This window comes from Roseateles violae (assembly GCF_030410485.1).
GTDB classification, from domain to species: Bacteria; Pseudomonadota; Gammaproteobacteria; order Burkholderiales; family Burkholderiaceae_C; genus Roseateles_D; species Roseateles_D violae.
Window position 1 is genome coordinate 1,002,372 of the sequence record NZ_JAUHHC010000002.1, and the last position, 20,300, is coordinate 1,022,671.

The 20,300-nt window shown below is 72.4% G+C and carries 16 protein-coding genes; 10 read left to right on the forward strand and 6 right to left on the reverse strand.

Going from position 1 to position 20,300, the window contains the following annotated elements; translation table 11 throughout:
- The first annotated feature begins 8 nt into the window (after nt 1-8).
- The 10 genes from mltG to QWJ38_RS10155 all read left to right on the forward strand — a co-directional run bounded on the left by mltG (nt 9) and on the right by QWJ38_RS10155 (nt 7,883).
- The gene (gene mltG / locus QWJ38_RS10110) at nt 9-1,007 is read left to right on the forward strand and encodes an endolytic transglycosylase MltG (RefSeq protein ID WP_290358995.1); all 999 of its coding nucleotides are present in this window, start codon (nt 9-11) and stop codon (nt 1,005-1,007) included.
- Complete coding sequence (tmk, locus tag QWJ38_RS10115; RefSeq protein ID WP_290358996.1) at nt 1,008-1,634, forward strand: dTMP kinase; 627 nt, start codon at nt 1,008-1,010, stop codon at nt 1,632-1,634.
- Nucleotides 1,628-2,650: a DNA polymerase III subunit delta' gene (holB, locus tag QWJ38_RS10120; protein ID WP_290358920.1), complete on the forward strand. Its 1,023-nt coding sequence runs from the start codon at nt 1,628-1,630 to the stop codon at nt 2,648-2,650. Before tmk ends, holB begins: the two co-directional genes overlap by 7 nt.
- Before the next feature lie 22 nt (nt 2,651-2,672).
- Nucleotides 2,673-3,092, forward strand: a complete 420-nt coding sequence (locus QWJ38_RS10125; RefSeq protein ID WP_290358921.1) for a PilZ domain-containing protein — start codon at nt 2,673-2,675, stop codon at nt 3,090-3,092.
- Nucleotides 3,093-3,117: 25 nt separating this feature from the next.
- Nucleotides 3,118-3,918, forward strand: coding sequence for a TatD family hydrolase (locus QWJ38_RS10130; protein ID WP_290358922.1), 801 nt, complete (start codon nt 3,118-3,120; stop codon nt 3,916-3,918).
- Complete coding sequence (locus tag QWJ38_RS10135; RefSeq protein ID WP_290358923.1) at nt 3,918-4,562, forward strand: ankyrin repeat domain-containing protein; 645 nt, start codon at nt 3,918-3,920, stop codon at nt 4,560-4,562. The genes QWJ38_RS10130 and QWJ38_RS10135 overlap by 1 nt, the downstream gene beginning before the upstream one ends.
- Nucleotides 4,563-4,693: 131 nt before the next feature.
- Complete coding sequence (locus QWJ38_RS10140) at nt 4,694-4,936, forward strand: hypothetical protein (protein WP_290358924.1); 243 nt, start codon at nt 4,694-4,696, stop codon at nt 4,934-4,936.
- Between the two features lie 139 nt (nt 4,937-5,075).
- Nucleotides 5,076-6,467, forward strand: a complete 1,392-nt coding sequence (locus QWJ38_RS10145) for a class I SAM-dependent methyltransferase (protein ID WP_290358925.1) — start codon at nt 5,076-5,078, stop codon at nt 6,465-6,467.
- A gap of 121 nt (nt 6,468-6,588) precedes the next feature.
- Nucleotides 6,589-7,230: a YiaD family glycine zipper/OmpA-like lipoprotein gene (locus QWJ38_RS10150; protein WP_290358926.1), complete on the forward strand. Its 642-nt coding sequence runs from the start codon at nt 6,589-6,591 to the stop codon at nt 7,228-7,230.
- 29 nt (nt 7,231-7,259) lie between these two features.
- Nucleotides 7,260-7,883 carry a hypothetical protein gene (locus QWJ38_RS10155; RefSeq protein ID WP_290358927.1) on the forward strand — a complete coding sequence of 208 codons (624 nt, stop codon included), beginning with the start codon at nt 7,260-7,262 and terminating at the stop codon, nt 7,881-7,883.
- A 29-nt stretch (nt 7,884-7,912) separates the two neighbouring features.
- On the opposite strand, the gene QWJ38_RS10160 is transcribed toward QWJ38_RS10155, so the two are convergent.
- The 6 genes from QWJ38_RS10160 to QWJ38_RS10185 all read right to left on the reverse strand — a co-directional run bounded on the left by QWJ38_RS10160 (nt 7,913) and on the right by QWJ38_RS10185 (nt 20,290).
- Nucleotides 7,913-16,615 carry a GH36-type glycosyl hydrolase domain-containing protein gene (locus tag QWJ38_RS10160; RefSeq protein WP_290358928.1) on the reverse strand — a complete coding sequence of 2,901 codons (8,703 nt, stop codon included), beginning with the start codon at nt 16,613-16,615 and terminating at the stop codon, nt 7,913-7,915.
- Nucleotides 16,616-16,620: 5 nt separating this feature from the next.
- A complete protein-coding gene (locus tag QWJ38_RS10165; RefSeq protein ID WP_290358929.1) occupies nt 16,621-16,821 on the reverse strand; it encodes a hypothetical protein in 201 nt (66 codons plus the stop codon).
- Between the two features lie 115 nt (nt 16,822-16,936).
- Nucleotides 16,937-17,578, reverse strand: coding sequence for a PqiC family protein (locus QWJ38_RS10170; RefSeq protein ID WP_290358930.1), 642 nt, complete (start codon nt 17,576-17,578; stop codon nt 16,937-16,939).
- The gene (locus tag QWJ38_RS10175; protein WP_290358931.1) at nt 17,575-18,633 is read right to left on the reverse strand and encodes an MlaD family protein; all 1,059 of its coding nucleotides are present in this window, start codon (nt 18,631-18,633) and stop codon (nt 17,575-17,577) included. The genes QWJ38_RS10170 and QWJ38_RS10175 overlap by 4 nt, the downstream gene beginning before the upstream one ends.
- Nucleotides 18,630-19,415 carry an ABC transporter ATP-binding protein gene (locus QWJ38_RS10180; protein WP_290358932.1) on the reverse strand — a complete coding sequence of 262 codons (786 nt, stop codon included), beginning with the start codon at nt 19,413-19,415 and terminating at the stop codon, nt 18,630-18,632. Before QWJ38_RS10180 ends, QWJ38_RS10175 begins: the two co-directional genes overlap by 4 nt.
- Complete coding sequence (locus QWJ38_RS10185) at nt 19,415-20,290, reverse strand: MlaE family ABC transporter permease (RefSeq protein WP_290358933.1); 876 nt, start codon at nt 20,288-20,290, stop codon at nt 19,415-19,417. Before QWJ38_RS10185 ends, QWJ38_RS10180 begins: the two co-directional genes overlap by 1 nt.
- Nucleotides 20,291-20,300 lie beyond the last annotated feature (10 nt).

Here is a 20,300-nt window from a genome sequence, read left to right on the forward strand (position 1 = left end):
GGACGACGATGAAGTTGCTGGGCAAGGCCCTTGTGGTGGTGCTGTTGGCGCTGGCCGGCGTGGCCGGCTGGGTCGGTTGGTGGCTGCAGGCGCCGCTGCGCCTGGCGACGCCTTCGGTCGAGCTGTCGATCGAGGCCGGCAGCTCGCCGCGCGAGGTCGCCCAGGCCTGGGTGCGCGCCGGCGTGCAGGAAGATCCGCGCCTGCTGTTCGAATGGTTCCGCTGGTCGGGCCAGGCCAAGGCCATACGCGCCGGCAGCTACGAGATCCACCAGGGCACGACGCCGCGCGAGCTGCTCGCCAAGATGGTGCGCGGCGACGAGGTGCTGGAGCAGCTGCGCCTGATCGAGGGCTGGACCTGGCGCCAGGTGCGCGCAGCGCTGGCCAAGGCGCCGTCGCTGAAGCAGGCCGGCGCGGCCCTGTCCGATGCCGAGCTGATGGCCGCGATTGGCGCGCCGGGCCAGGCGCCCGAGGGCCGCTTCTTTCCCGATACCTATGCCTACAGCCGCGGGGTCAGCGACCTGACCGTGCTCAAGCGCGCCTACCAGGCGATGCGCCGCAAGCTCGAGGCGGCCTGGGCCGAGCGCGCTGAGGGCCTGCCGCTGAAGAGCGCCGACGAGGCGCTGATCCTGGCCTCCATCGTCGAGAAGGAGACCGGCGCGCCGGCCGAGCGCGGCCTGGTGGCCGCGGTCTTCGTCAACCGGCTCAAGCTGGGCATGCCGCTGCAGACCGATCCGACGGTGATCTACGGCCTGGGCGAGCGCTTCGACGGCAATCTGCGCAAGCGCGATCTGCTGGCCGACACCGAATTCAACACCTACACCCGGCCGGGCCTGCCGCCCACGCCGATCGCGATGCCGGGCGCGGCCTCGCTGCAGGCGGCCCTGCATCCGGCGAGCAGCAAGGCCTTGTACTTCGTCTCGCGCAACGACGGCAGCGGCCGCAGCGAATTCAGCGAGGACCTGGCCGCGCATAATCGCGCCGTCAACAAATACCAGCGCGGCAGATAGATTCCAGTGGCAGGCAGATTCATCACCTTCGAAGGCATCGACGGTGCCGGCAAATCGACCCATATCGCGGCGCTGACCGAGCGGCTGGCCGCCCAGGGCGAACTCGTCAACACCCGCGAGCCCGGCGGCACGCCGCTGGCCGAGACCCTGCGCGGCCTGTTCCTGAACAGCGGCATGGATGCGCTGACCGAGCTGCTGCTGGTCTTCGCCGGCCGGCGCGATCATCTGCGGCAGGTGATCGAGCCGGCGCTGGCCGCCGGCAAGACGGTGCTCTGCGACCGCTTCACCGACGCCAGCTTCGCCTACCAGGGCTTCGGCCGCGGCATGGACCTGGCCCAGTTGGCGACCCTGGAGCAATGGGTGCAGGCCGGCCGCCAGCCGGACCTGACCCTGTGGTTCGACCTGCCGGCCGCGCAGGCCGCGCAGCGCCGCGTGGGCCGTGAAGTCGGGGCGCGCGAGGCCGACCGCTTCGAGCAGCAGGATCTCGATTTCTTCGAGCGCGTGCGCGCCGGCTATGCGGCACGTGCCGCCGCCGCGCCCGAGCGTTTCGCCCGCATCGACGCCAGCGTCTTGGTGCCCGAGGTCTGGGCGCAGATCGTCGCGGTGATGGAGGCGCGGGGATGGTGAGCGGCGCCCTACCCTGGCTGGATCAGCCCTTGCGTCAGGCGCTGGCGACGGCGCGCTCGCATGCGCTGCTGATCCAGGGGCCGGCCGGCGTCGGCCAGTTCGACCTGGCCCTCTTGCTGGCCCAGTCCTGGCTGTGCGAGGCGCCGATCGAGCGCGCCGCCTGCGGCGAATGCCCGAGTTGCCGGCTGTTCCAGTCGCGCACCCATCCGGACTTCCAGCTGCTGATCCCGGAAGCGCTGCGCGAGCCGCTGGGCTGGGGCGCGCCGGAGGGCGAGGGTGGGGCAGGCGAGGCCAAGACCAGCAAGACCAAGCCCAGCCGCGAGATCAAGATCGACGCGGTGCGCGCGGTGCTGGGCTTTGCCCAGGCCAGCTCGGCGCGCGGCCGCGCCAAGGTGGTGGTGGTCTACCCGGCCGAGGCGCTCAACACCGTGGCTGCCAATGCCTTGCTGAAGACGCTGGAGGAGCCGGCCGGCCAGCTGCGCTTCGCGCTGGCCAGCATGGCGCCCGAGGCCTTGCTGCCGACCATACGCAGCCGCTGCCAGCCGGTGCCGCTGCCGCTGCCGCCGCGCGCCGCCGCGCTGCAATGGCTGGCCGGCGAGGGCGTCGACGAGGCGGAGGTGCTGCTCGATGCCGCCGGCGGCCGCCCGCAGCAGGCGCGCGACTGGTTCGAGGCCGGCCTGCGCGCGAAGAGCTGGCAGCAATTGCCGCAGCGCCTGCTGCGCGGCGATGCGACGGCACTGGCCGACTGGACCCAGCCGCGCGCGATCGACGCGCTGCAGCGCCTGTGCCACGACCTGCTGCGGCGCAGCCAGGGCGCGGCGCCGAGTTACTTCCCGGCCGAGTCGCTGCCGGCGCCGAAGCTGGCCGCGCCGCTGCATCGCTGGGACGCCGCCCTGCGCCAGGCGGCGCGCCATGCCGAGCATCCCTTGAACCAGGGCCTGCTGATCGAGTCGCTGCTGGCCCAGGGTCAGCAGGCGCTGCGCGAGGCGATGGGCCCGCGCGCCCAACGGGCCTGACCGGCCGGGCTACACTGGGCCCATGAACGAACCGTCCAAGCCCGCCGGCACGCCGCCGGCCCCCGGTGCCGCCCATGCCGCTGCGCCGGGCACGGCCGTCGCCGCGCGCGCCAGCGTGATCCAGCTGGTGTTCAAGGAAAAGGGCGCGCTCTATGCGGCCTATATCCCGCTGTTTGCCGAGGGCGGCCTGTTCGTGCCGACCACGCGCGACTACCAGCTCGGCGAGGACGTCTATCTGCTGCTGGCCCTGCCGGAGGACAACCAGCGCTATCCGGTCGCCGGCAAGGTCGCCTGGCTGACGCCGGCCAATGCCTCGGGCGGCCGCACCCAGGGCGTCGGCGTGCGCTTCCCCGGCGACGAGAAGAGCCGGCTGATGAAGCTGAAGATCGAGGAGATCCTCGGCACGCAGATCTCCTCGGCCAAGCCGACGCAGACGATCTGAACCCTTTCCATTCGCGGGTTTTCTCGTGTTCATCGATTCGCATTGCCATCTGAGCTTTCCCGAGCTGCAGGCCCAGCTGCCGCAGATCCTGGCCGAGATGCAGACCGCCCAGGTCGGCCAGGCGGTCTGCATCTGCACGACGATGGAGGAGTTCCCCAGCGTGCGCGCGCTGGCCGCCGAACACCGGCAGCTCTGGGCCACCGTCGGCGTCCATCCGGACAACGAGGACGTGCACGAGCCCAGCGTCGAGGAGCTGGTGCAGGGCGCGCAGGATCCCAAGGTGGTCGCGATCGGCGAGACCGGCCTGGACTACTACCGGCTCAACGGCCGCAGCATCGAGCACGATATGGAGTGGCAGCGGCAGCGCTTTCGCACCCATATCCGCGCCGCCAGGCAGGCGGATAAGCCGCTGGTGATCCACACCCGCAGCAGCGCCGCCGACACCTTGCGCGTGCTGCAGGAGGAGGGCTGCCACGGGCATGAGGGAGGCGCCGGCGGCGTGTTCCACTGCTTCACCGAAACCGCCGAGGTCGCGCTGGCGGCCGTCGAGATGGGCTTTTACGTCTCCTTCTCCGGCATCCTGACCTTCAAGAACGCGCAGGCCTTGCGCGAGGTGGCGCTGCAGCTGCCGCTGGAGCGCCTGCTGATCGAGACCGACAGCCCCTATCTGGCCCCGGTGCCGCACCGCGGCAAGACCAACAGCCCCGCCTATGTGCCGCATGTGGCGGCCGCGCTGGCCGAGCTGAAGGGCGTTTCCGTCGAACAAGTGGCCGAGCAGACGAGCGCCAACACGCGCCGGCTGTTCAAGCTGCCGCAGCCCTCATGATGAGCTGGCGGATCGCACTGTCCTGGCTGGCCGCCGCGCTGCTGGCCGCCGGCCCGGCGCGCGCCGCCGACATCGACGAGCTGACCACGGCCGCCTACCGCAACAATGGCCGCGAGGTCACCAGCCTGCTGATGAAGGGGGTCGACCCGAACGGCCGCGATTCGCAGGGGCGCAGCCCGCTGGAGGTGGCGATCCGCGAGGAGTCGCCGAAATCGCTGCAGGCGCTGCTCGACTACCCGGGGCTGAACATCGACGCGGCCAATGGCGTCGGCGAGACACCGCTGATGCTGGCCGCGCTGAAGGGCCAGCTGGACTGGGTCAAGACCCTGGCCGCGCGCGGCGCCAAGATCGACAAGGACGGCTGGACGCCGCTGCACTATGCCTGCAGCGGCCCCGACAACGGCATCGCCGCCTGGCTGATCGCCAAGGGCGCCGCCATCGATGCGCGTTCGCCGAACGGCACGACGCCGCTGATGATGGCCGCGCGCTACGGCCCCTACGACCTGGCCGAGCAGTTGCTCAAGCTGGGCGCCGACCCGACATTGCGCAACCAGCTGGGCCTGACGGCCGCCGACTTCGCCGCCGCCGCCGAGCGTGAGAAGCTGCACAAACTGCTGCTGCAACGCCAGCAACAGGGCCGCTGAAGCCGGTCGGCCGGCAGCACCGGCCTAGGAATTTTTCTGACAAGCGCTTTGGCGGCGAGCCGACTACGCGCGGCGCGGCCGCTTGCCTACAGTTGACTCACCTTGCAAGAACACGCAAGCGGAGTCGCAAAATGCTGAGCACCCAAGTCAACAGCCCCTTCGCCATGTTGCTGGATCCGGAGCAGGTCGTTCGCGCGATCGAGCATTCGGAGCGCCTGAACCGCCTGCACAGCCGCGTCTACCGCCCGCTGGACAAGCCCATCATCCCGAAGAACGACGGCAAGCAGCAAGTCACCGCCGACTTCGACCGCCTGATCGACGCCGCCCCGGAAGAGATCGAGGAAATCTTCGAGGACGGCAATCCGCAGGCCTGAACCCGCCCCGGGCGACAGACGTCGCCGACGCCTGTTTTCTCCCCAGAGTGCGGTGCGGCAATGAGGCCGCAGCTTGGCTACCATAATGCATCGGCTGTCGCTGCCGGCTCCCCCGGCGTGACGGCTCGCGGGAGGTGCTATGGACCAAGCGGACCAGGAACTCGCATCCGGCCGGGGCGCCGCGCTGACGCAGCGTGAACATCGAGCCCTGACTCCGCCCGGCGGCCTCGCCGCCGGCCCCCGATCGGCCCCGGCCGTCCTGCGCGGCTGGACCGAGCTGGCCGAGAAGTTGTTCTCCGCCTATCCGGGCAGCCTGGGCCTGCATCTGGGCGATGGCCCCAGCGGCCTGTTCGGCCGCGCCGCCGGCCGGCAGGCACAACCCGATTTCAGCCTCGGCCTGCGCGATGCGCAGGTGCTGCGGCGACTGGTCGTCGGCCGCGATCCGCTGCGCTTTGCCGATGCCTATTTCCGCGGCGATCTGGAGATCGAGGGCGATCTGTTCGCCGCGCTGCGGCTGAAGGACTTTCTGCACGAGCTGCGGCTGCCGGCGCGCGACCGGCTGAAGCTGCTGCTGCGCGCGCTGCGCCTGGGCAATGAAGCGGCCGACGACAGCCTGGCCGCGCCCGACGTCAAGGCCCATACGCGGCAGGAGAACCGCGCGGCGATCGCCTTCCACTACGACGTCTCCAACGAGTTCTATGCGCTCTGGCTCGATCCGGCGATGGTCTATTCCTGCGCCTATTTCGAGCGACCCGAGCTGAGCCTGGCCGAGGCGCAGACCGCCAAGCTGGAGCACATCTGCCGCAAGCTGCGCCTGCGCGAGGGCGAGCGTTTCCTGGACATCGGCTGCGGCTGGGGCGCGCTGGTCATGCACGCGGCGCGCCATCACGGCGTGCGCGCGCATGGCGTGACCTTGAGCAGCCAGCAGCTGGCGCTGGCGCGCCAGCGCATCGCCGCCGCCGGCCTGGGCGATAGCGTCACGGTCGAGCTGTGCGATTACCGCGATCTGCAGGGCGAGGGCAGCTACGACAAGGTCGCCAGCGTCGGCATGTTCGAGCATGTCGGCCTGCGCAATCTGCCGCAGTACTTCGCCAAGGTCCACAGCCTGCTGAAGCCGGCCGGCCTCTTCCTCAACCATGGCATCACCCACAACGAGGAGGGCTGGGGCCAGGCCTTGTCGGCCAAGTTCATCAACCGCTACGTCTTCCCGGACGGCGAGCTGGACCTGCTCAGCAATGTGCAGCGGACGATGGAGCGCCAGCGCTTCGAGATCCTCGATGTCGAGGGCCTGCGTGCGCATTACGCGCTGACCCTGCGGCATTGGGTGGCCGGGCTCGAGCGCCATCACGACGAGGCGCTACAGCATGTCAGCGAATCGACCTACCGGATCTGGCGGCTCTATATGGCGGCCAGCGCGCTGGAGTTCGAGACCGGCGAGCTGGGCATCTACCAGATCCTCGGCAGCGCGCGCGGCGCGGACGCGGCGGCGCTGCAGGACCGGCCCTGGACGCGGCGCTATATGTATCCCTGAGTCCGCCATCGGCAAGGGCCGCCAATTGTCGGCCTTGTCCGACGGCCGCTGCCGCCTGCTGCCGACAAGGGCAGCAACGGCGTCTTCCTAACATCGTTCCATCGATAGCGAGGAGATGCCGATGAAAGCGACCACGACCAGCCTGCCCTGCCTGGCCCTCATCCTGAGCCTGGCGGCCTGCTCCTCGATGAGCGAGCGCGAGAAGGGCACGGCCACCGGCGCCGGCATCGGCGCGGTCGCCGGCGCGGTGATCGGCTCGGCCACCGGCGGCAGCGCCGGCAAGAGCGCGGCCATCGGCGGCGCGCTCGGCGCGCTGGGCGGCAATCTCTGGTCCAAGCATATGGAAGACAAGCGCCGCGCGCTGCAGACCGCCAGCGCCGGCACCGGCGTCGCGGTCGAACGCACGCCGGACAACCAGCTGCGCCTGAACGTGCCCAGCGACGTCTCCTTCGACCTCGGCCGCGCCGATATCCGGCCGCAGATGCGCCCGGTGCTCGACGAGATCGGCCGCAATCTGGACCCCGAGGTGCGCGTCACCATCGTCGGCCATACCGACAGCAGCGGCAATGACGGCATCAACGATCCGCTGTCGCTGGATCGCGCCGAGGCGGTGCGCAACTATCTGGCCGATCGCGGCGTCCGCTCGACGCGGATGGCGATCGAGGGCCGCGGCTCGCACCAGCCGGTCGCCAGCAATGCCAGCGAGGCTGGCCGCGCGGCGAACCGGCGCGTCGAGATCTTCCTGAGCCAGCCCTCGGGCTGAAATCAGCACCCCAGTCACGGAGCTCCATCATGGCCAGCCGCTCGTTCCCCCGATCGACGCGCTGGCCCTGCTGCTGCCTGCTGGCGCTGCTGAGCGCCCCGGCCCTGGCGCAGGACGCGCGCTGGCAGCCGCCCACCGATCCCGACTCCACCCATCTGAGCGTGACGCAGAGCGTCGTCGAGCCGCTGGCCACCGCCGGCGCCGCGCCGAATGCGCTGCAGCGCGCGGCCGAACTGCCGGCCGCGCGTCAGACCATGCTGTGGGCCGAGCGCCAGCATTGGGCGCTGGGCGTCGGCGTCGAGCAGCGCCTGCGCTTCGACGGCGCGATGCGCCTGCGCCCCTTCGAGGGCCAGCAGCCGCGCGACGGCGGCCTGGTCGTCGGTCTGGCGCTGAATACCGGTCCGCAGACCCAGCTCTCTGTGCAGACCCCGCTGCTGCCGGCGCCGCGCCTGCAGTTCTCGCCCAGCGGCGAGCCGCTGCCCGCCGGTGACGGCTCGCGCGAGCTGCGCATGGGTCTGGAATTCCGCAGCACCGACCGGCTCAAGGACCTGCGCCGCGGCCTGCTGATGAAGGTGGAGCTGAGCAATCAGACCACCCTGGCGCTGAAGCCGCGCGCCGGCAAGGTCGGCATTACCCTGAACAAGAGCTGGTAGCTCTTGCGGGGTCTGCTCCGCCTATTCCCCTACTCCTTCTCGACCGGCAGCTCCGATTCGACCAGGGCCGTCGCCGGCGCGGCCGGCGGCGCGACGACCACGTGCACGCTGCCCTCGGGCCACTGCGACAGGTCGATCTGCTCGTCGAGGCGGGCCGGGCGCGCGCTCTCATGCGTGGCCAGCGCCTCCTCGGCCGTGTCCTCGTCCGCGCAGACGATGATGCGGTGCCAGGCCTCGCCGTGGCGCAGCGCGACCTCGGCGGCCAGCCAGTGCGCGGGCAGGCAGGGCTGCAGACTGACGCGGCCCTCGGCCAGCACGACGCCGCAGATCGACTCGACCGCGGCGCGCAAGAGCCAGCCGGCCGAGCCGGTGTACCAGCTCCAGCCGCCGCGGCCGATATAGGGCGGCTGCGTGTAGACATCGCCGGCCATCACATAGGGCTCGATCGCATAGGCGCTGCCGCGGCGCCGGTCCTGCCAGCGATGCGCCGGGCTCAGCGCGCGGAAGACCTGCCACATCGCATCGCGCTGGCCCAGCTGTGCCAGCGCCATCAGCGCCCAGACCGCGCCATGGTTGTACTGGCCGCCGTTCTCGCGCACGCCGGGCGGATAGGCCTGGATATAGCCGGCGCTGGGCCGCTGCCGGGCCAGCGGCGGATCGAGCAGGCGCAAGAGCTGGTTGGGGCCGTCCATCAGCCGCGCGCCGGCGCTGACCATGGCCTGGCGCGCGCGCGCCGGATCGCCGGCCCCGCTGAGCACGGCCCAGGCCTGGGCAATCAGGTCGATCCGGCATTCCTCCTGCGTGGAGGAACCCAGCGGTGTGCCGTCGTCGAAGAAGCCGCGCAGATACCAGGCGCCGTCCCAGGCCTGCTCGTCCAGCGCGCGCGCCCAGCCGGCGCGTGCCGCCTGCCAGCGCTGCACGCGCGCCTGGTCCTGGCGCGCCGCGGCGATGGGCGAGAAATCGGCGATCACCTGGCACAGGAACCAGGCCAGCCAGACCGACTCGCCGCGGCCCTGGTCGCCGACGCGGTTCATGCCGTCGTTCCAGTCGCCGGTGCCGAACAGCGGCAGGCCATGGGCGCCGCTGGCCAGGCTGCGGTCGATCGCGCGCGCCGCATGCTCGTACAGCGACACCGCCTCGCCGCCGAAACCGGGCGTCTCGTAGATGTCCTCGGCGCCCGGCGGCACCTGCTGGCCGACCAGGAAGGGCAGGGCCTCGTCGAGCAGGGCCAGGTCGCCGCTGCGCTGCACATAGTGGGCGAGGGCATAGGGCAGCCACAGCCGGTCGTCGGAGAAATGCGTGCGCACGCCGGCGCCGCCCGGCTCGTGCCACCAATGCTGGACGTCGCCCTCCGGGAACTGGCGCGCCGCGCAGCGCAGGATTTGCTCGGCCAGCAGCGCGGGTGCGCGCGTGGCCAGCGCCATCGCGTCCTGCAACTGGTCGCGATAGCCGAAGGCGCCGCCGGCCTGGTAGAAGCCGGCGCGTGCCCAGATCCGGCAGACCAGGGTCTGGTAGGGCAGCCAGTGGTTGACCAGCGCATCGAACTGCGGATCGGGCGTCTGCACCTGCACGCCGCCAAGCAGCGCCGGCCATTGCTCGCGCTGCCGCGCCAGCCGCTCGGCCGGCGCGATCGCCCAGGCCTGCTCGAGCAGCGCCTGCGCGGCGGCCGGATGCGCGCCATGGCCCAGCAGCACTGTCAGGCTGGCCGCGCCATCCGGCGGCAGATCGATCTCGGCGCCCAGCGCCGCGCAGGGGTCCAGGCCGGCGCCGCTGCGCTGGCCCAGGCGCGCGGGCAGCACCATGCGGCCGGCGCTGTCGAAGAACTCGCGGCGGTCGCAGGTCCAGTCCTGGGCGCCGAGCCGGATCGCCGCCTCGCCCGGGGCCTCGCCGGCCTGCGCCGGCCGCAGCGCCAGGACGGCGGTCGACTCGCCGAAGCCGCCCAGATGGTCGAGCTGGGTCGCCAGCAGGGCCAGCGCGCTGCTGGGCCGCGGCAGGCCGGCGCCCTCGGGGCCGGTGATCAGCCAGGTCGGCCGCGTCAGCACCGACAGCCGCTCCTGCCGCGCGCTGCCCAGCTGCCATTCGGCCAGCGCGACCAGGCGCAGGCGCCGCCGCGGGCCGGACTCATGGCGGATCTGCACCTGCAACTGCTTCAGCGAGGCCTGCACGTCCACGCACCAGCTCAGGGTGATCTCCAGCCCGTCCAGGCGCTGGCGATGGCGGCTGTAGCCGATGCCATGCTCGATCTCGCAGCTGGCGCGCTCGCCGGGGCTGGGCAGATGCCGGCCCAGCGGCCAGACGCGGCCCTGGTCCAGGTCCTGCAGCAGCAGCCATTCGCCGGCCGGATCGGTCAGCGGATCGTTGGACCAGGGCGTCAGCTGCTGCATGCGGCTGTTGCCGGCCCAGCAATAGCCGCCGGCCAGCTCGGTGACCTGGCAGCCGAAGCCGGCATTGGCCAGCACATTGGCCCAGGGCCGCGCCGGCAGCCGGGTCGGCGTCAGCTCGAAGGCAAAGGCGCCGGTCTCGGCATGGAAGCGCCCGTCCGGCGGCAGGGCCGTGCCGCGCGGCCGGCCGTCCAGCGGATCGGGCACCGGCAGGCTGCGCAGCGCGCGCCGGCTCTCGAACTCGCGCTGCTGCTCGTCCATCCAGCGCTCCAGCTGCTGGGCCAGCGAGCGGCCATCGGCCAGCAGCTTCAGCCGCGCCAGGGTCTGCAAGGTGTAGCGCTCGTCGGCGCTGAGGTCCTGCTCGCGCAGCACATGCAGGCTGGCGCGCAGATGCGCCGGCCGCTCCTGCTGCTGGGCCTGGTGGCGGGCCAGCAACTGCTGCAGCGCCTGCTGCACCGGCGCCAGATAGGAGTTCGGCTCGCCATTGCTGACCACCAGGTCGACGCCCAGGCCGCAGGCCGACCACAGGCGCAGCGCCTTCTTCAGCGCCTGCACCAGGCCCAGCCCTTCCTCGCCGCTGATCGCGACCCAGATGATGGGCCGGTCGCCGGAGATGCCATGGCGCCAGAGCAGGCGGCGATCGCAGCGGCCGACCGTGCTGCCGCCGACGGCCGGCGCGACGCCGGGCAGGGTGGCGCGCGGCGCGGCGACGCCCTCGCGGGTCAGCAGCGCGCTGACCACGGTGTTCATGCGCAGCATCGCGGCCCAGGTGTCGGCATCGAACTGCAGCTCGCGCAGGCGGATGCCGGCCATCGTGTGCGACATGCTGGACGCGCGCTCGACATGGGCGGCCTGGCGGTATTTGTCCACCAGCGCGTCCAGCGTCTCCGCGCCATGGGCAGCTGCGCTGCAGAAGGTCAGGCGCAGGCTCGCGCCGGGCGCCAGGCGCAGGCGCAGGCCGATGCCGGCCAGCGGATCGAGGCCGGTGTCCAGCGCCAGGCCCGGGCCGCTTTCCTCGCCGGCCTGCTGCTCGAGCAGGCTGTGGCCGGCGTCGCCCAGCGGGCGGGCGACGCTGCCATAGCGGCCCAGCCAGCGGGCGCGGTCGCTGCAGGGCTCGACCGCCTCGACCGCGCCCTCGGGCGCCTCGATGCCGGCCAGGAAATGCACGGCCAGCACCGCCTGCTCGTCCGGCAGGCGCGGGCGCCGGCGCAGATAGAGCACGCGCTCGACCGCGTCCCAGCGCATCTGCACGAACAGATTGGAGAAGGCCGGATGCGCCTCGTCGGCCTTGTGCGGCGCCAGGCTCGCCTCGAAGCAGGTCATCAGGTTCAGCAGCAGCTCGGCCTTGCCGGTGTTGCTGAGCTCCAGCTGGCGCAGCTCGCAATCGTCCTCGGGACTGACCCAGTTGGTGATGCGCGATTGGCAGTCGGGCCAGTGGGCGTCGAAGATCACCCGGTCGGCCTGCATGCGGCAGCGGTAGCGCGCCGCGCGATCGGGCGCCGGATGCGCGGTCAGCGACTGCCAGGGCATCTCGCTGCCGCCGACGCCGCTGCGCTGCAGATAGAAGAAGCTGCCATGGCCGTCGCGCAGCAGATCGTCGCGCCAGCGCGTCAGACCCACACCGTCCCAGCTGCTGTAGCCGCCGCCATGGCTGCGCAGCAGCACCGCGTAGCGGCCGTTGGTGAGCAGCTGGGTGCAGGGCAGGCCGTCCTGCAGCGGATCGATCTCGCGCAGCAGGCGCGCGCTGCGCGGCGTGCGCGGCGGCGGCAGCGGCGGCGCCGCGCTGAGCCGCGCGACCTCGTAGGGCGCGCGCTCGTGCAGCAGCGAGCCGACCGCGCGCAGATGCGCGTCGCTCATCGCCCAGCGCCGCGGCGCCTCGTCGGCCAGCAGATTGCACAGCGCCACCAGGCCCATCGCCTGGTGATGGGTCATATAGGTCTGCACCAGGGTGAAGCTGCTGCCCTCGGCCTGGCGCTGCGGCGTGTAGTCCAGCGCCTCGATGAAGCCCATCGCGCGGCGCGCGCCCAGTTCCTGCAGCGCGCGCAGATTGGCCACCGCCGCGCAGGGATCGATTTCCAGCGCCAGCAGGGTCGCATAGGGCGCCAGCACCCGCTCGTCCCGCGGGGTGCGGCGCAGCGCCAGGCGCGGCGCGCCCTGCGGGCCGTACTGGTAGGCCAGGGTATGGTCCTGGCCGGCGATGGCCGATTCGGAAATGCCCCAGGGCGTGCCCTGCTTGGCGCCTTCGGCGCGCTGCTCGATCACCGCGCTGCGCACCGCCTGGCCCAGCACGCTGCCGGGCGGCTCGTCCAGCACCAGCGAGGGCATCAGGTACTCGAACATCGAGCCCGACCAGGACTTCAGCCCCAGCTCGTGGCCCTCGGCATACAGCGGCCGGCCCAGCGCCGACCAATGCTCGACCGGCACATCGCCCTTGGCGATCGCCAGCAGGCTGGTCAGCCGCGCCTCGCTGGCCAGCAGGTCGTAGTGGTTGTCGTCGAGCTGCTGGGAATCGGCGCGGTAGCCGATGTGCAGCAGGCGGCGCTCGCGGTCGTAGAGCGCCGCGAAATCGGCCTCCAGCGCGATCTCGCGCAGGCGCTGGCCGATCACGCGCAGGCGGTCGTTCAGGGCCCGCAGGTCCTCGCTGCGGTCGCGCAGCGCCGACTCCACCGAGCCGACCAGATCATGCGCCAGCCACATCGCGCCGCGATCGTCCCCCTCGCCGAGACCGCGGTGCAGCGCGTCGAGCTCGTGGCGCGCCTGGCGCAGCTTGGCATTGAGCGCCTGCAGCTGGCGCGCGCTCTCGGGCCAGGCCCATTCGCCGCTGGCCAGCGCGGCCAGCGCCTGCAGCGAGGGCGCGCCGCTGAGCAAGGGCTGCAGCGCGCGCAGGCGCTGCAGCGAATACTGCAGCATGCGGCGCGCGCGCTGCTCGGCCGCCTCCGCATCGATCTGCGTCGCCAGTTCGCAGGCGCGTGCCACCGCCAGCAGATGGGCCGAGCAGTTGCCGCTGTCGACGGCCGAGACATAGGCCGGCGTCAGCACCGCCAGCGACTGCGTGTCGTACCAGTTGTAGAAATGGCCGCGCCAGCGCGGCAGCCGCTCCAGTGTCGCCAGGGTCAGCTGCAGGCGCTCGGCCATCGCTGCGCGGCCGATGAAGCCGAGCTCCTGAGCGCAGGCGACCGCAAGCAGATAGAGGCCGAAATTGGTCGGCGAGCTGCGGTGCGCGACCATGGTGCGCGGCGTCAGCTGCACATTGTCGGGCGGCAGATGGTGGTCCTCGGGGCCGATGTGCTGTTCGTAATAGCGCCAGCTGTCGCGCGCCAGGCCCTGCAGATAGTCGCGCGATTCCTCGTCCAGCCGCTGCTGCGGCTCGGTGCGGCGCGGCCGGCTGGCCAGCCAGGTCCACAGCGGTGCCGCCGCCCACAGCGCCAGCAGGGCCAGGCTGCCGGGCCAGTGCACCGGCGCGCCGAGCAGGGCCGCCGCGCCCAGCGCCGCCAGCAGGCCCAGGGCCGTCAGCGGCACCCGCCGGTGCAGGCGCAGCAGGGCCGGCAGCTCCGTGCGCGCGGCCCGCTCGGCCGCCTCGGCCGTTGTCCATTCCAGCAGATGGCGGCGCGAAACGAACTGCCGGTACAGCGCGCGCCCGATCGCGTCGCCATACATCAGGCCCAGCTGCAGCAGCTGCGCGCCATGCCAGAGCGCCAGCAGCAGGGCGCGCACGACGTCGGCGCCGGCCAGGCGGTAGAAGCGCTGCAGCGCGATGTCGTCGCGGCTGGGCGCCAGGCCGGCGATCGCGCCCAGCAGCGGGCCGGCGCTGAAGGCCGCGCCGACCACCCCCAGCGCCCAGCCCAGCGGCAGCACGCCGCTGGCCAGCACCAGCAGCAGCAGGGCCAGCGAGACCGGCGCCACCAGCGAACGGCGCAGGTTGTCGATCATCTTCCAGCGGCTGATCGCCGCCATTGGATAGCGGCGCGGCCGCAGCAGGAAGGGCAGCAGCTGCCAGTCGCCGCGGGTCCAGCGGTGCAGGCGGGCGGCGGCCACGTCGGCATGGAAGGGCGACTGCTCCATCAGCGTGATGTCGCTGACGCCGGCGCAGCGGGCGAGCGAGCCCTCCAGCAGGTCGTGGCTCAAGACCTGGCCCTCGGGCAGGCGGCCGGCCAGCACCCGGCGCAGCGCCGCCACATGCAGCAGGCCCTTGCCGGTGAAGCTGCCTTCGTCGAACAGGTCCTGATAGATCTCGGAGCTGGCGACGCTGTAGGGATCGATGCCGCCCTCGCCGCTGAACAGCCGGTGGTAGGGCGTCGCCTCCTCGGGTCGCGGCAGCGGCGTCATCACCCGCGGCTGCAGGATCGCATGGCCGTCGACGACGCGCCTGCCTTCTGCGTCCAGCCGCGGCAGGTTCAGCGGATGGGCGGCCATGCCGACCAGCGCGCGCAGGCGGCCCGGCGGCAGATCGGTGTCGGCATCCAGGGTGACGATGTAGCGGATGCCGGCGGCCAGCTGCGACAGCGCGCCGAGCGGGAGAAAGGGGCTGGCCGCCGCCGCGCCGTCCAGCGCCAGCAGCAGCTGCTCCAGCTTGCCGCGCTTGCGCTCCCAGCCCATCCAGCATTGCTCGGTCTCGGACCAGCGGCGCTCGCGCTGCAAGAGCAGAAAGCGTGGCGGCGCGCCGGCCGGCGCCGGATGGCGCAGGTTCAGCCCGGCCAGCGCGGTCTCGGCCGCGGCCAGCAGTTCGGCGTCGCCGTCCTGCCGCTCGGCGGGCGCATCCAGATAGTCGCTGAGCAGGGCGAACTGCGCCTGCGCCTCGGCATTGGCCAGGTAATGCTGCTCCAGCTGGGCGGCCTGCACGGCAATGGCCGCGGGGCTGGCCAGCATCACCGGCATCACCACCAGCGCCCGCTGCGTCTCGGGCAGGCCTTCGGCGAAGGCCAGGCGCGGCAGCAGGGCCGGCCGCGCCGATTCGCTGATCAGCCGGTTGACCAGGGCCACGACGGCCTCGCTGACCGGCCCGAGCAGCAGCAGCGCCGTCAGCGCGATCAGCCAGGCCGGCAGGCCCGGTGCCCCCTGGCGCCACAGCAGCCAGGCGATCGCGCCGCTGCTCAAGGCCGCGATGCTGCCCAGATAGGCCCAGCTGGCCAGCGCGCGCCTGGCCGCGCTGCCTTCGGCCGGCCACCAGGGCGCCGGCAGGTCCAGCAGCCGGTACAGCCGGCTGCGGCCCGGCCCGCGCCACCAGTAGGCCGGCGCGGCCTGCGCCGCCTCCTCGACGTCCTCGCTGCTCTCGGCCTCCTGCGCCAGCTGCACCAGCAGCAGCGCCACCGCCGATTCGCTGCGGCCGCAGCGCCGCGCCAGCCGTTCCACCGCGTGCAGCGTGGCATCCTGCGTGATCTCGGCCTCGGCGCGGTGCACGGCCGAGCCCTGCAGGATCTGCATCACGCTGCTGGTGCCGGCGATCAGCTTGCGCCAGTCGCTGCGGTCCAGCAGGCGCAGGCTGACGATGGCGTTGCGTATGCTCTGCTGGTCCTCGATGGTCTCGTTCTGCTGATGGGCGAGGCTGCCGGACGGGTCGGGCAGGCGGCTGGCCAGCCAGGCATCGAGCGCCTGGGCCTGCTCCGGCGGCAATTCCTCCTGCCGGTGCTCCAGCTGCAGATAGAAGGCGGTGGCGACGCCGCGCGCGCGGATGCCGGGCTCCAGCGCCTCCAGCTCGGCCAGCTCGCGCTGCGGCTTGTCGAACCAGCGGTGCGCCGCGTCGCGCGCCGCCTGCTGGGTGACCGAGCGCTCGGCCAGGCGGCGCAGGTTCTCGATCAGCACCACGCGCAAGGTGGTGGGCAGCGCCCACAACTCGGCCAGCGAGAGTTCGCGCTCGGCCTGGTAGGCGCGCAGATAGGCGCTCAGCAGCGCCGGATCGAAGCCGCTGTCGGTGTGCGCGACCCAGGCCCAGGCGACGCCGTAGATGCGCGGCAGGCCGGCCAGCGGCTCGTCGCGCAGCCGCGGCAGCAGGCGGAAGAAGCTGCGCGGCAGGCCCTGGCGGATCGCATAGAGCTGCTCGTCGATCAGCGGCGCGTTGTCGAGCAGCCAATGCGCGGCCGGGCCCAGATGGCGGCCGTCGAGCGCGCGCTGCTCGAGCAGGCTGCGCGCCTGCTGCAGGGTCTCGATATTGCTGCGCAGGCGCGGAAAGAAGTTCTGCCCCGGCTTGGCGCCGGGGACGATCTCGTGCGCCAGCGCCAGGCTGTGGCCATGCTGCTCGAAGCGGGCCTGGCCGAACAGCACCGCGCGTATCGGCGCTTCCAGCGCGCCGGAGGCGGCCGCGATCAGGCTCTGTTCATCGAGCTGGCGCCGGCCGCGCGCTGGGGGCGGGATCACGGCCGTTAGCAGGCGAGGATGAGCAAGAGCGCGGCCAGCGCCACCGTGGTGGCAAAGCGCGGCAGCACCAGGTGGTGGATCTGCTCCGCCAGCATCGCGGCGCCGAACCAGCGGCCGCGCGCCGCATGGCATTGCTGCAGATGGCGGCGCAGGGCCTGGTCGATCAGCTTGCTGTCGGGCGGGTGGAGACGGGCGGTACTGCTCATGACGGACGGGAGGTAAGAGGTTGAAACAAAGGGGCCTTTGCAGGCCCTGTTCACTCTAGCGAGCGGGGGCGGCGGGCCGGCTCAGACTCGCGCGCGAGGACTTGTCGGGCATGTCCTACAAGCCTTGCCGCTGCGGCGGCGCCGGCAGGGCGATGCGCTCGGCCAGGCGCCACAGCGCCAGCCGGTGCGCGGCCACCAGCTGCTGCGGCGTCGTGCCGGCGCTGGGGACGCTGAAGGCCGCCACGGCCTGCTGCGGCGCCAGCTTGCCGTTCGGATCGGTCAGCGACCAGCGCGCGCTCAATCGCACCGAGGCCCGGTCCGCGGCCGGTTCCAGCGCCAGCAGTTCGACGCGCAGCTGCCGGTCGATGCGCAGGCCGGCCGGCAGCGGGCCGGACCAGACGCGATCGGCGCCGCGCAAGCGCGCCAGGTCCTGGCGCAGCAGGCGCGGCAGCGCCTCGCGCAGCGGCTCGGCCCAGCGATGGCCGTCCAGCGGCTGCAGGCCGCTGTCGCCGACCGGCAGCCAGAGCAGATCGCGCTGCAGATAGTCGGGCAGCGGGATCGGCGTCAGCAGCTGCCAGACGCCCTCCTGCTGTGCAGCAGGCGGGGCCTCGGCCGTCGACGGCGGCTCGATCGCCAGGCGGTAGAAGTGCAGCGGCTCGGAGGGCGGCGGCGAGCCGCAGCCGGCCAGCAGCAGCGCGGCGGCCCATGCGGCGGCCCATGCGGCGGTCCATGCAGCGGCCAGACGGATCGATTTCATCGGGGGCTCTCCGCGGTGGTGGTGGTCGGCGCGGCCGGCCGGCGGCCGCGCAGCAGGGCGTCGGGATGGCGCTCGAGCAGCTCGGCCAGCTCGCGCATCGCGCGGGCGGCGCGCGAGACATCGTCCAGCGCATGGTCGAAGCGCTGCACCAGCGCCGAGTCCTCGGCCGTCTGCGCGCGCAAGGAGGTCGCCAGGCGGCCGAATTCCTCGGCCGAGCGCTCGATGCTGCCCAGCAGCGGCGAATCGGGCGCCAGCAGGGTGTTGAACCGCTCGGCCGTTCCGCCCAGGCGCGTGGCGGTGTCGCCGATGCCGTCGGCCGCGCGCGCCAGGCGCTGGGCGGCCAGCGCCGCGTCGCGCAGGGTTGTCGTTGCCGCATCGGCGAGCGGGTCGACGCGCTTGTCGAGCCGTGCGCTCATCGCCCGCAGGCTGCCGGTGAGCGCGCTGAGGTTGTCCAGCGTCGCCCGCAGCTGCGGGCCGGCGACCAGCGCGCGCGCCGAACCGGCGATCGCCGACACATCGTCCAGCAGGCGGCGCAGGTCGAGGCCGTCGAGCTGGTTCTTCAAGTCCTGGATCGGCGCGGCCACGGTCGGGATCTCCAGCGCTAAATCATCGTGGCCGCGCAGTGCCGGCGGCTTGGACGGCCGCAGATCGAGATCGACATAGAGCTGGCCGGTCAGCAGGCTTTGCATCGACAGCTGCGCGCGCAGGCCGCGCGCCAGCAGCGCGCTCAAGGCGCCGCGCTGGTCGTGACCATTGGCGCCGGCCAGGCCGCGTATCGCCTCCGGCTCCAGATCGGCGCGCACCGGAATCGAGAAGCTGTCGCTGGCCTTGTCGTAGACCAGGCCGATCGAGCTGACGCTGCCCATGCGCACGCCGCGGAACACCACCGGCGCGCCGACCTGCAGGCCGTAGATCGAGCCGCCGAAATACATGACCACGCGCTCCTTGCGCGCGAACAGCTGGCCGCCGCCGGCCGCGATCACCGCCGCCAGCAGCAGGGCCAGGCCGGCGACGACGAAGGCGCCGATCAGGGTGGCATTGGCGCGGCGCTTCATGCCGTTGCCGCCTGTTCCACCGGCGCGCCGCGGCGCAGGAATTCGCGCACCTCGGGTGGCCCCTCCTGCAGCAGGCGCTCGGGCGCGTCCAGTGCCGTCATGGTCTTGCGCTCGGCGTCGAGGAAGAGCGCGCGGTCGGCGACGGCGAAGATGCTGGGCAGCTCGTGGGTGACCAGCACCAGGGTCGCGCCCTGCGCGTCGCGCAGCGCCAGCATCAGCTCGTCCAGCCGCGCGGCGCTGAGCGGGTCAAGGCCGGCCGAGGGTTCGTCCAGGTAGAGCAGCGGCGGCTCCAGCGCCAGCGCCCGCGCGATCGCCGCGCGCTTGCGCATGCCGCCGCTGAGCGCGGCCGGCTCGGTGTCGAACTGGTCCGCCAGGCCCACCAGGGCCAGCTTCTCGCGCGCCTTCTGCTCGCGCTCGGCCGTGCCCAGCCCGCCGATCAGCTCCAGCGGCAGCATCACGTTCTCGCCGACCGTCATCGAGCTCCACAGCGCGCCGGCCTGGAAGCTGACGCCGAAGCCGCGCCGCAGCCGCGCCTGCTGCTGCGGGTCCTCGTCGTTGATGTCCTCCTCGCCGTAGCGGATGCGACCGGCGGCCGGGCGCTGCAGGCCGATCAGATGGCGCAGCAGGCTGCTCTTGCCGCAGCCGCTGCCCCCCATGATCACCAGCACCTCGCCGCGGCGGATCTCGAAGCTCAGCCCGCGCTGCACCAGCTTGCGGCCGTAGGCGATGGTCAGGTCCTCGACCCGGACCAGTGCCTCCTTGGGGGCGGCCGGCGCGGCCATCACCAGCCCAGCCTTTGCGCGGCGACCGTCATCGCCGAGGCGGCGGCCACGATCCAGACGATGGACTGCACGACGGCGGCCGTGACCGACTCGCCGACCGCCTGCGCGCTGCGTCCGGCGTTGAGGCCCTGGCGGCAGCCGGACAGGCCTAGCAGCAGGCAGTAGACGCAGCCCTTGAGCAGGCCGACCAGCACGTCGGACAGGTCCGGCGCCTGCAGGCTCTTGAACAGGTATTCGATCGGCGCGATGCCGAAGATCGCGATCGCGATCAGCCAGCCGGCCAGGCAGGCCATCAGCGCGGCAAAGGCGGTCAGCAGCGGCGCGACCAGCAGCAGCGCCAGCACCCTGGGCAGCACCAGATGCTCGATCGGATCGACGCCCAGCGCGCGCAGCGCATCGATTTCCTCGTTGGCCTGCATGCTGCCCAGCTGGGCCGCATAGGCGGCGCCGATACGGCCCGACAGGATGATGCCGGTCATCAGCGCGGCGATCTCGCGCACCGCGCCTATGGTGACCAGGTCGGCGATATAGCTCTGCGCGCCGAAGCGCTGCAGCTGCACCGCGCCCATATAGGCGAGGATCACGCCGACCAGGCCGCTGACCAGGGAGACGATCAGCACGCTGCGCGGGCCGGCGCGGTCGATCTGCAGGAACAGATCGCTCCAGCGCATGCCGCGGGCCTGGCCGCGCAGCAGGCGCAGGACGGCGAGCAGGGTCTCGCCGATGAAATGCAGGGTCTTGAGCGCGTCGGCCCACCAGTCGGCGACCCAGAAGCCGACCGCCGTCACCCAGCCGGGGCGAGGGCGACGGGTCGGCGCCGTCGTCAAGGGAACGGCGGCGCCGGGGACAGGTCTTGCTGGCGGGCTTGCGCTCATTCAGCCGGCG

What these genes read in the sequence shown, in the direction of transcription:
- mltG (WP_290358995.1), top strand. Translation starts at nt 9, where the DNA reads ATGAAGTTGCTGGGCAAGGCCCTTGTGGTGGTGCTGTTGGCGCTGGCC.
- holB (WP_290358920.1), top strand. Translation starts at nt 1,628, where the DNA reads ATGGTGAGCGGCGCCCTACCCTGGCTGGATCAGCCCTTGCGTCAGGCG.
- QWJ38_RS10125 (WP_290358921.1), top strand. Translation starts at nt 2,673, where the DNA reads ATGAACGAACCGTCCAAGCCCGCCGGCACGCCGCCGGCCCCCGGTGCC.
- QWJ38_RS10135 (WP_290358923.1), top strand. Translation starts at nt 3,918, where the DNA reads ATGAGCTGGCGGATCGCACTGTCCTGGCTGGCCGCCGCGCTGCTGGCC.
- QWJ38_RS10140 (WP_290358924.1), top strand. Translation starts at nt 4,694, where the DNA reads ATGCTGAGCACCCAAGTCAACAGCCCCTTCGCCATGTTGCTGGATCCG.
- QWJ38_RS10145 (WP_290358925.1), top strand. Translation starts at nt 5,076, where the DNA reads ATGGACCAAGCGGACCAGGAACTCGCATCCGGCCGGGGCGCCGCGCTG.
- QWJ38_RS10150 (WP_290358926.1), top strand. Translation starts at nt 6,589, where the DNA reads ATGAAAGCGACCACGACCAGCCTGCCCTGCCTGGCCCTCATCCTGAGC.
- QWJ38_RS10155 (WP_290358927.1), top strand. Translation starts at nt 7,260, where the DNA reads ATGGCCAGCCGCTCGTTCCCCCGATCGACGCGCTGGCCCTGCTGCTGC.
- QWJ38_RS10165 (WP_290358929.1), bottom strand. Translation starts at nt 16,821, where the DNA reads ATGAGCAGTACCGCCCGTCTCCACCCGCCCGACAGCAAGCTGATCGAC.
- QWJ38_RS10170 (WP_290358930.1), bottom strand. Translation starts at nt 17,578, where the DNA reads ATGAAATCGATCCGTCTGGCCGCTGCATGGACCGCCGCATGGGCCGCC.
- QWJ38_RS10175 (WP_290358931.1), bottom strand. Translation starts at nt 18,633, where the DNA reads ATGAAGCGCCGCGCCAATGCCACCCTGATCGGCGCCTTCGTCGTCGCC.
- QWJ38_RS10180 (WP_290358932.1), bottom strand. Translation starts at nt 19,415, where the DNA reads ATGGCCGCGCCGGCCGCCCCCAAGGAGGCACTGGTCCGGGTCGAGGAC.
- QWJ38_RS10185 (WP_290358933.1), bottom strand. Translation starts at nt 20,290, where the DNA reads ATGAGCGCAAGCCCGCCAGCAAGACCTGTCCCCGGCGCCGCCGTTCCC.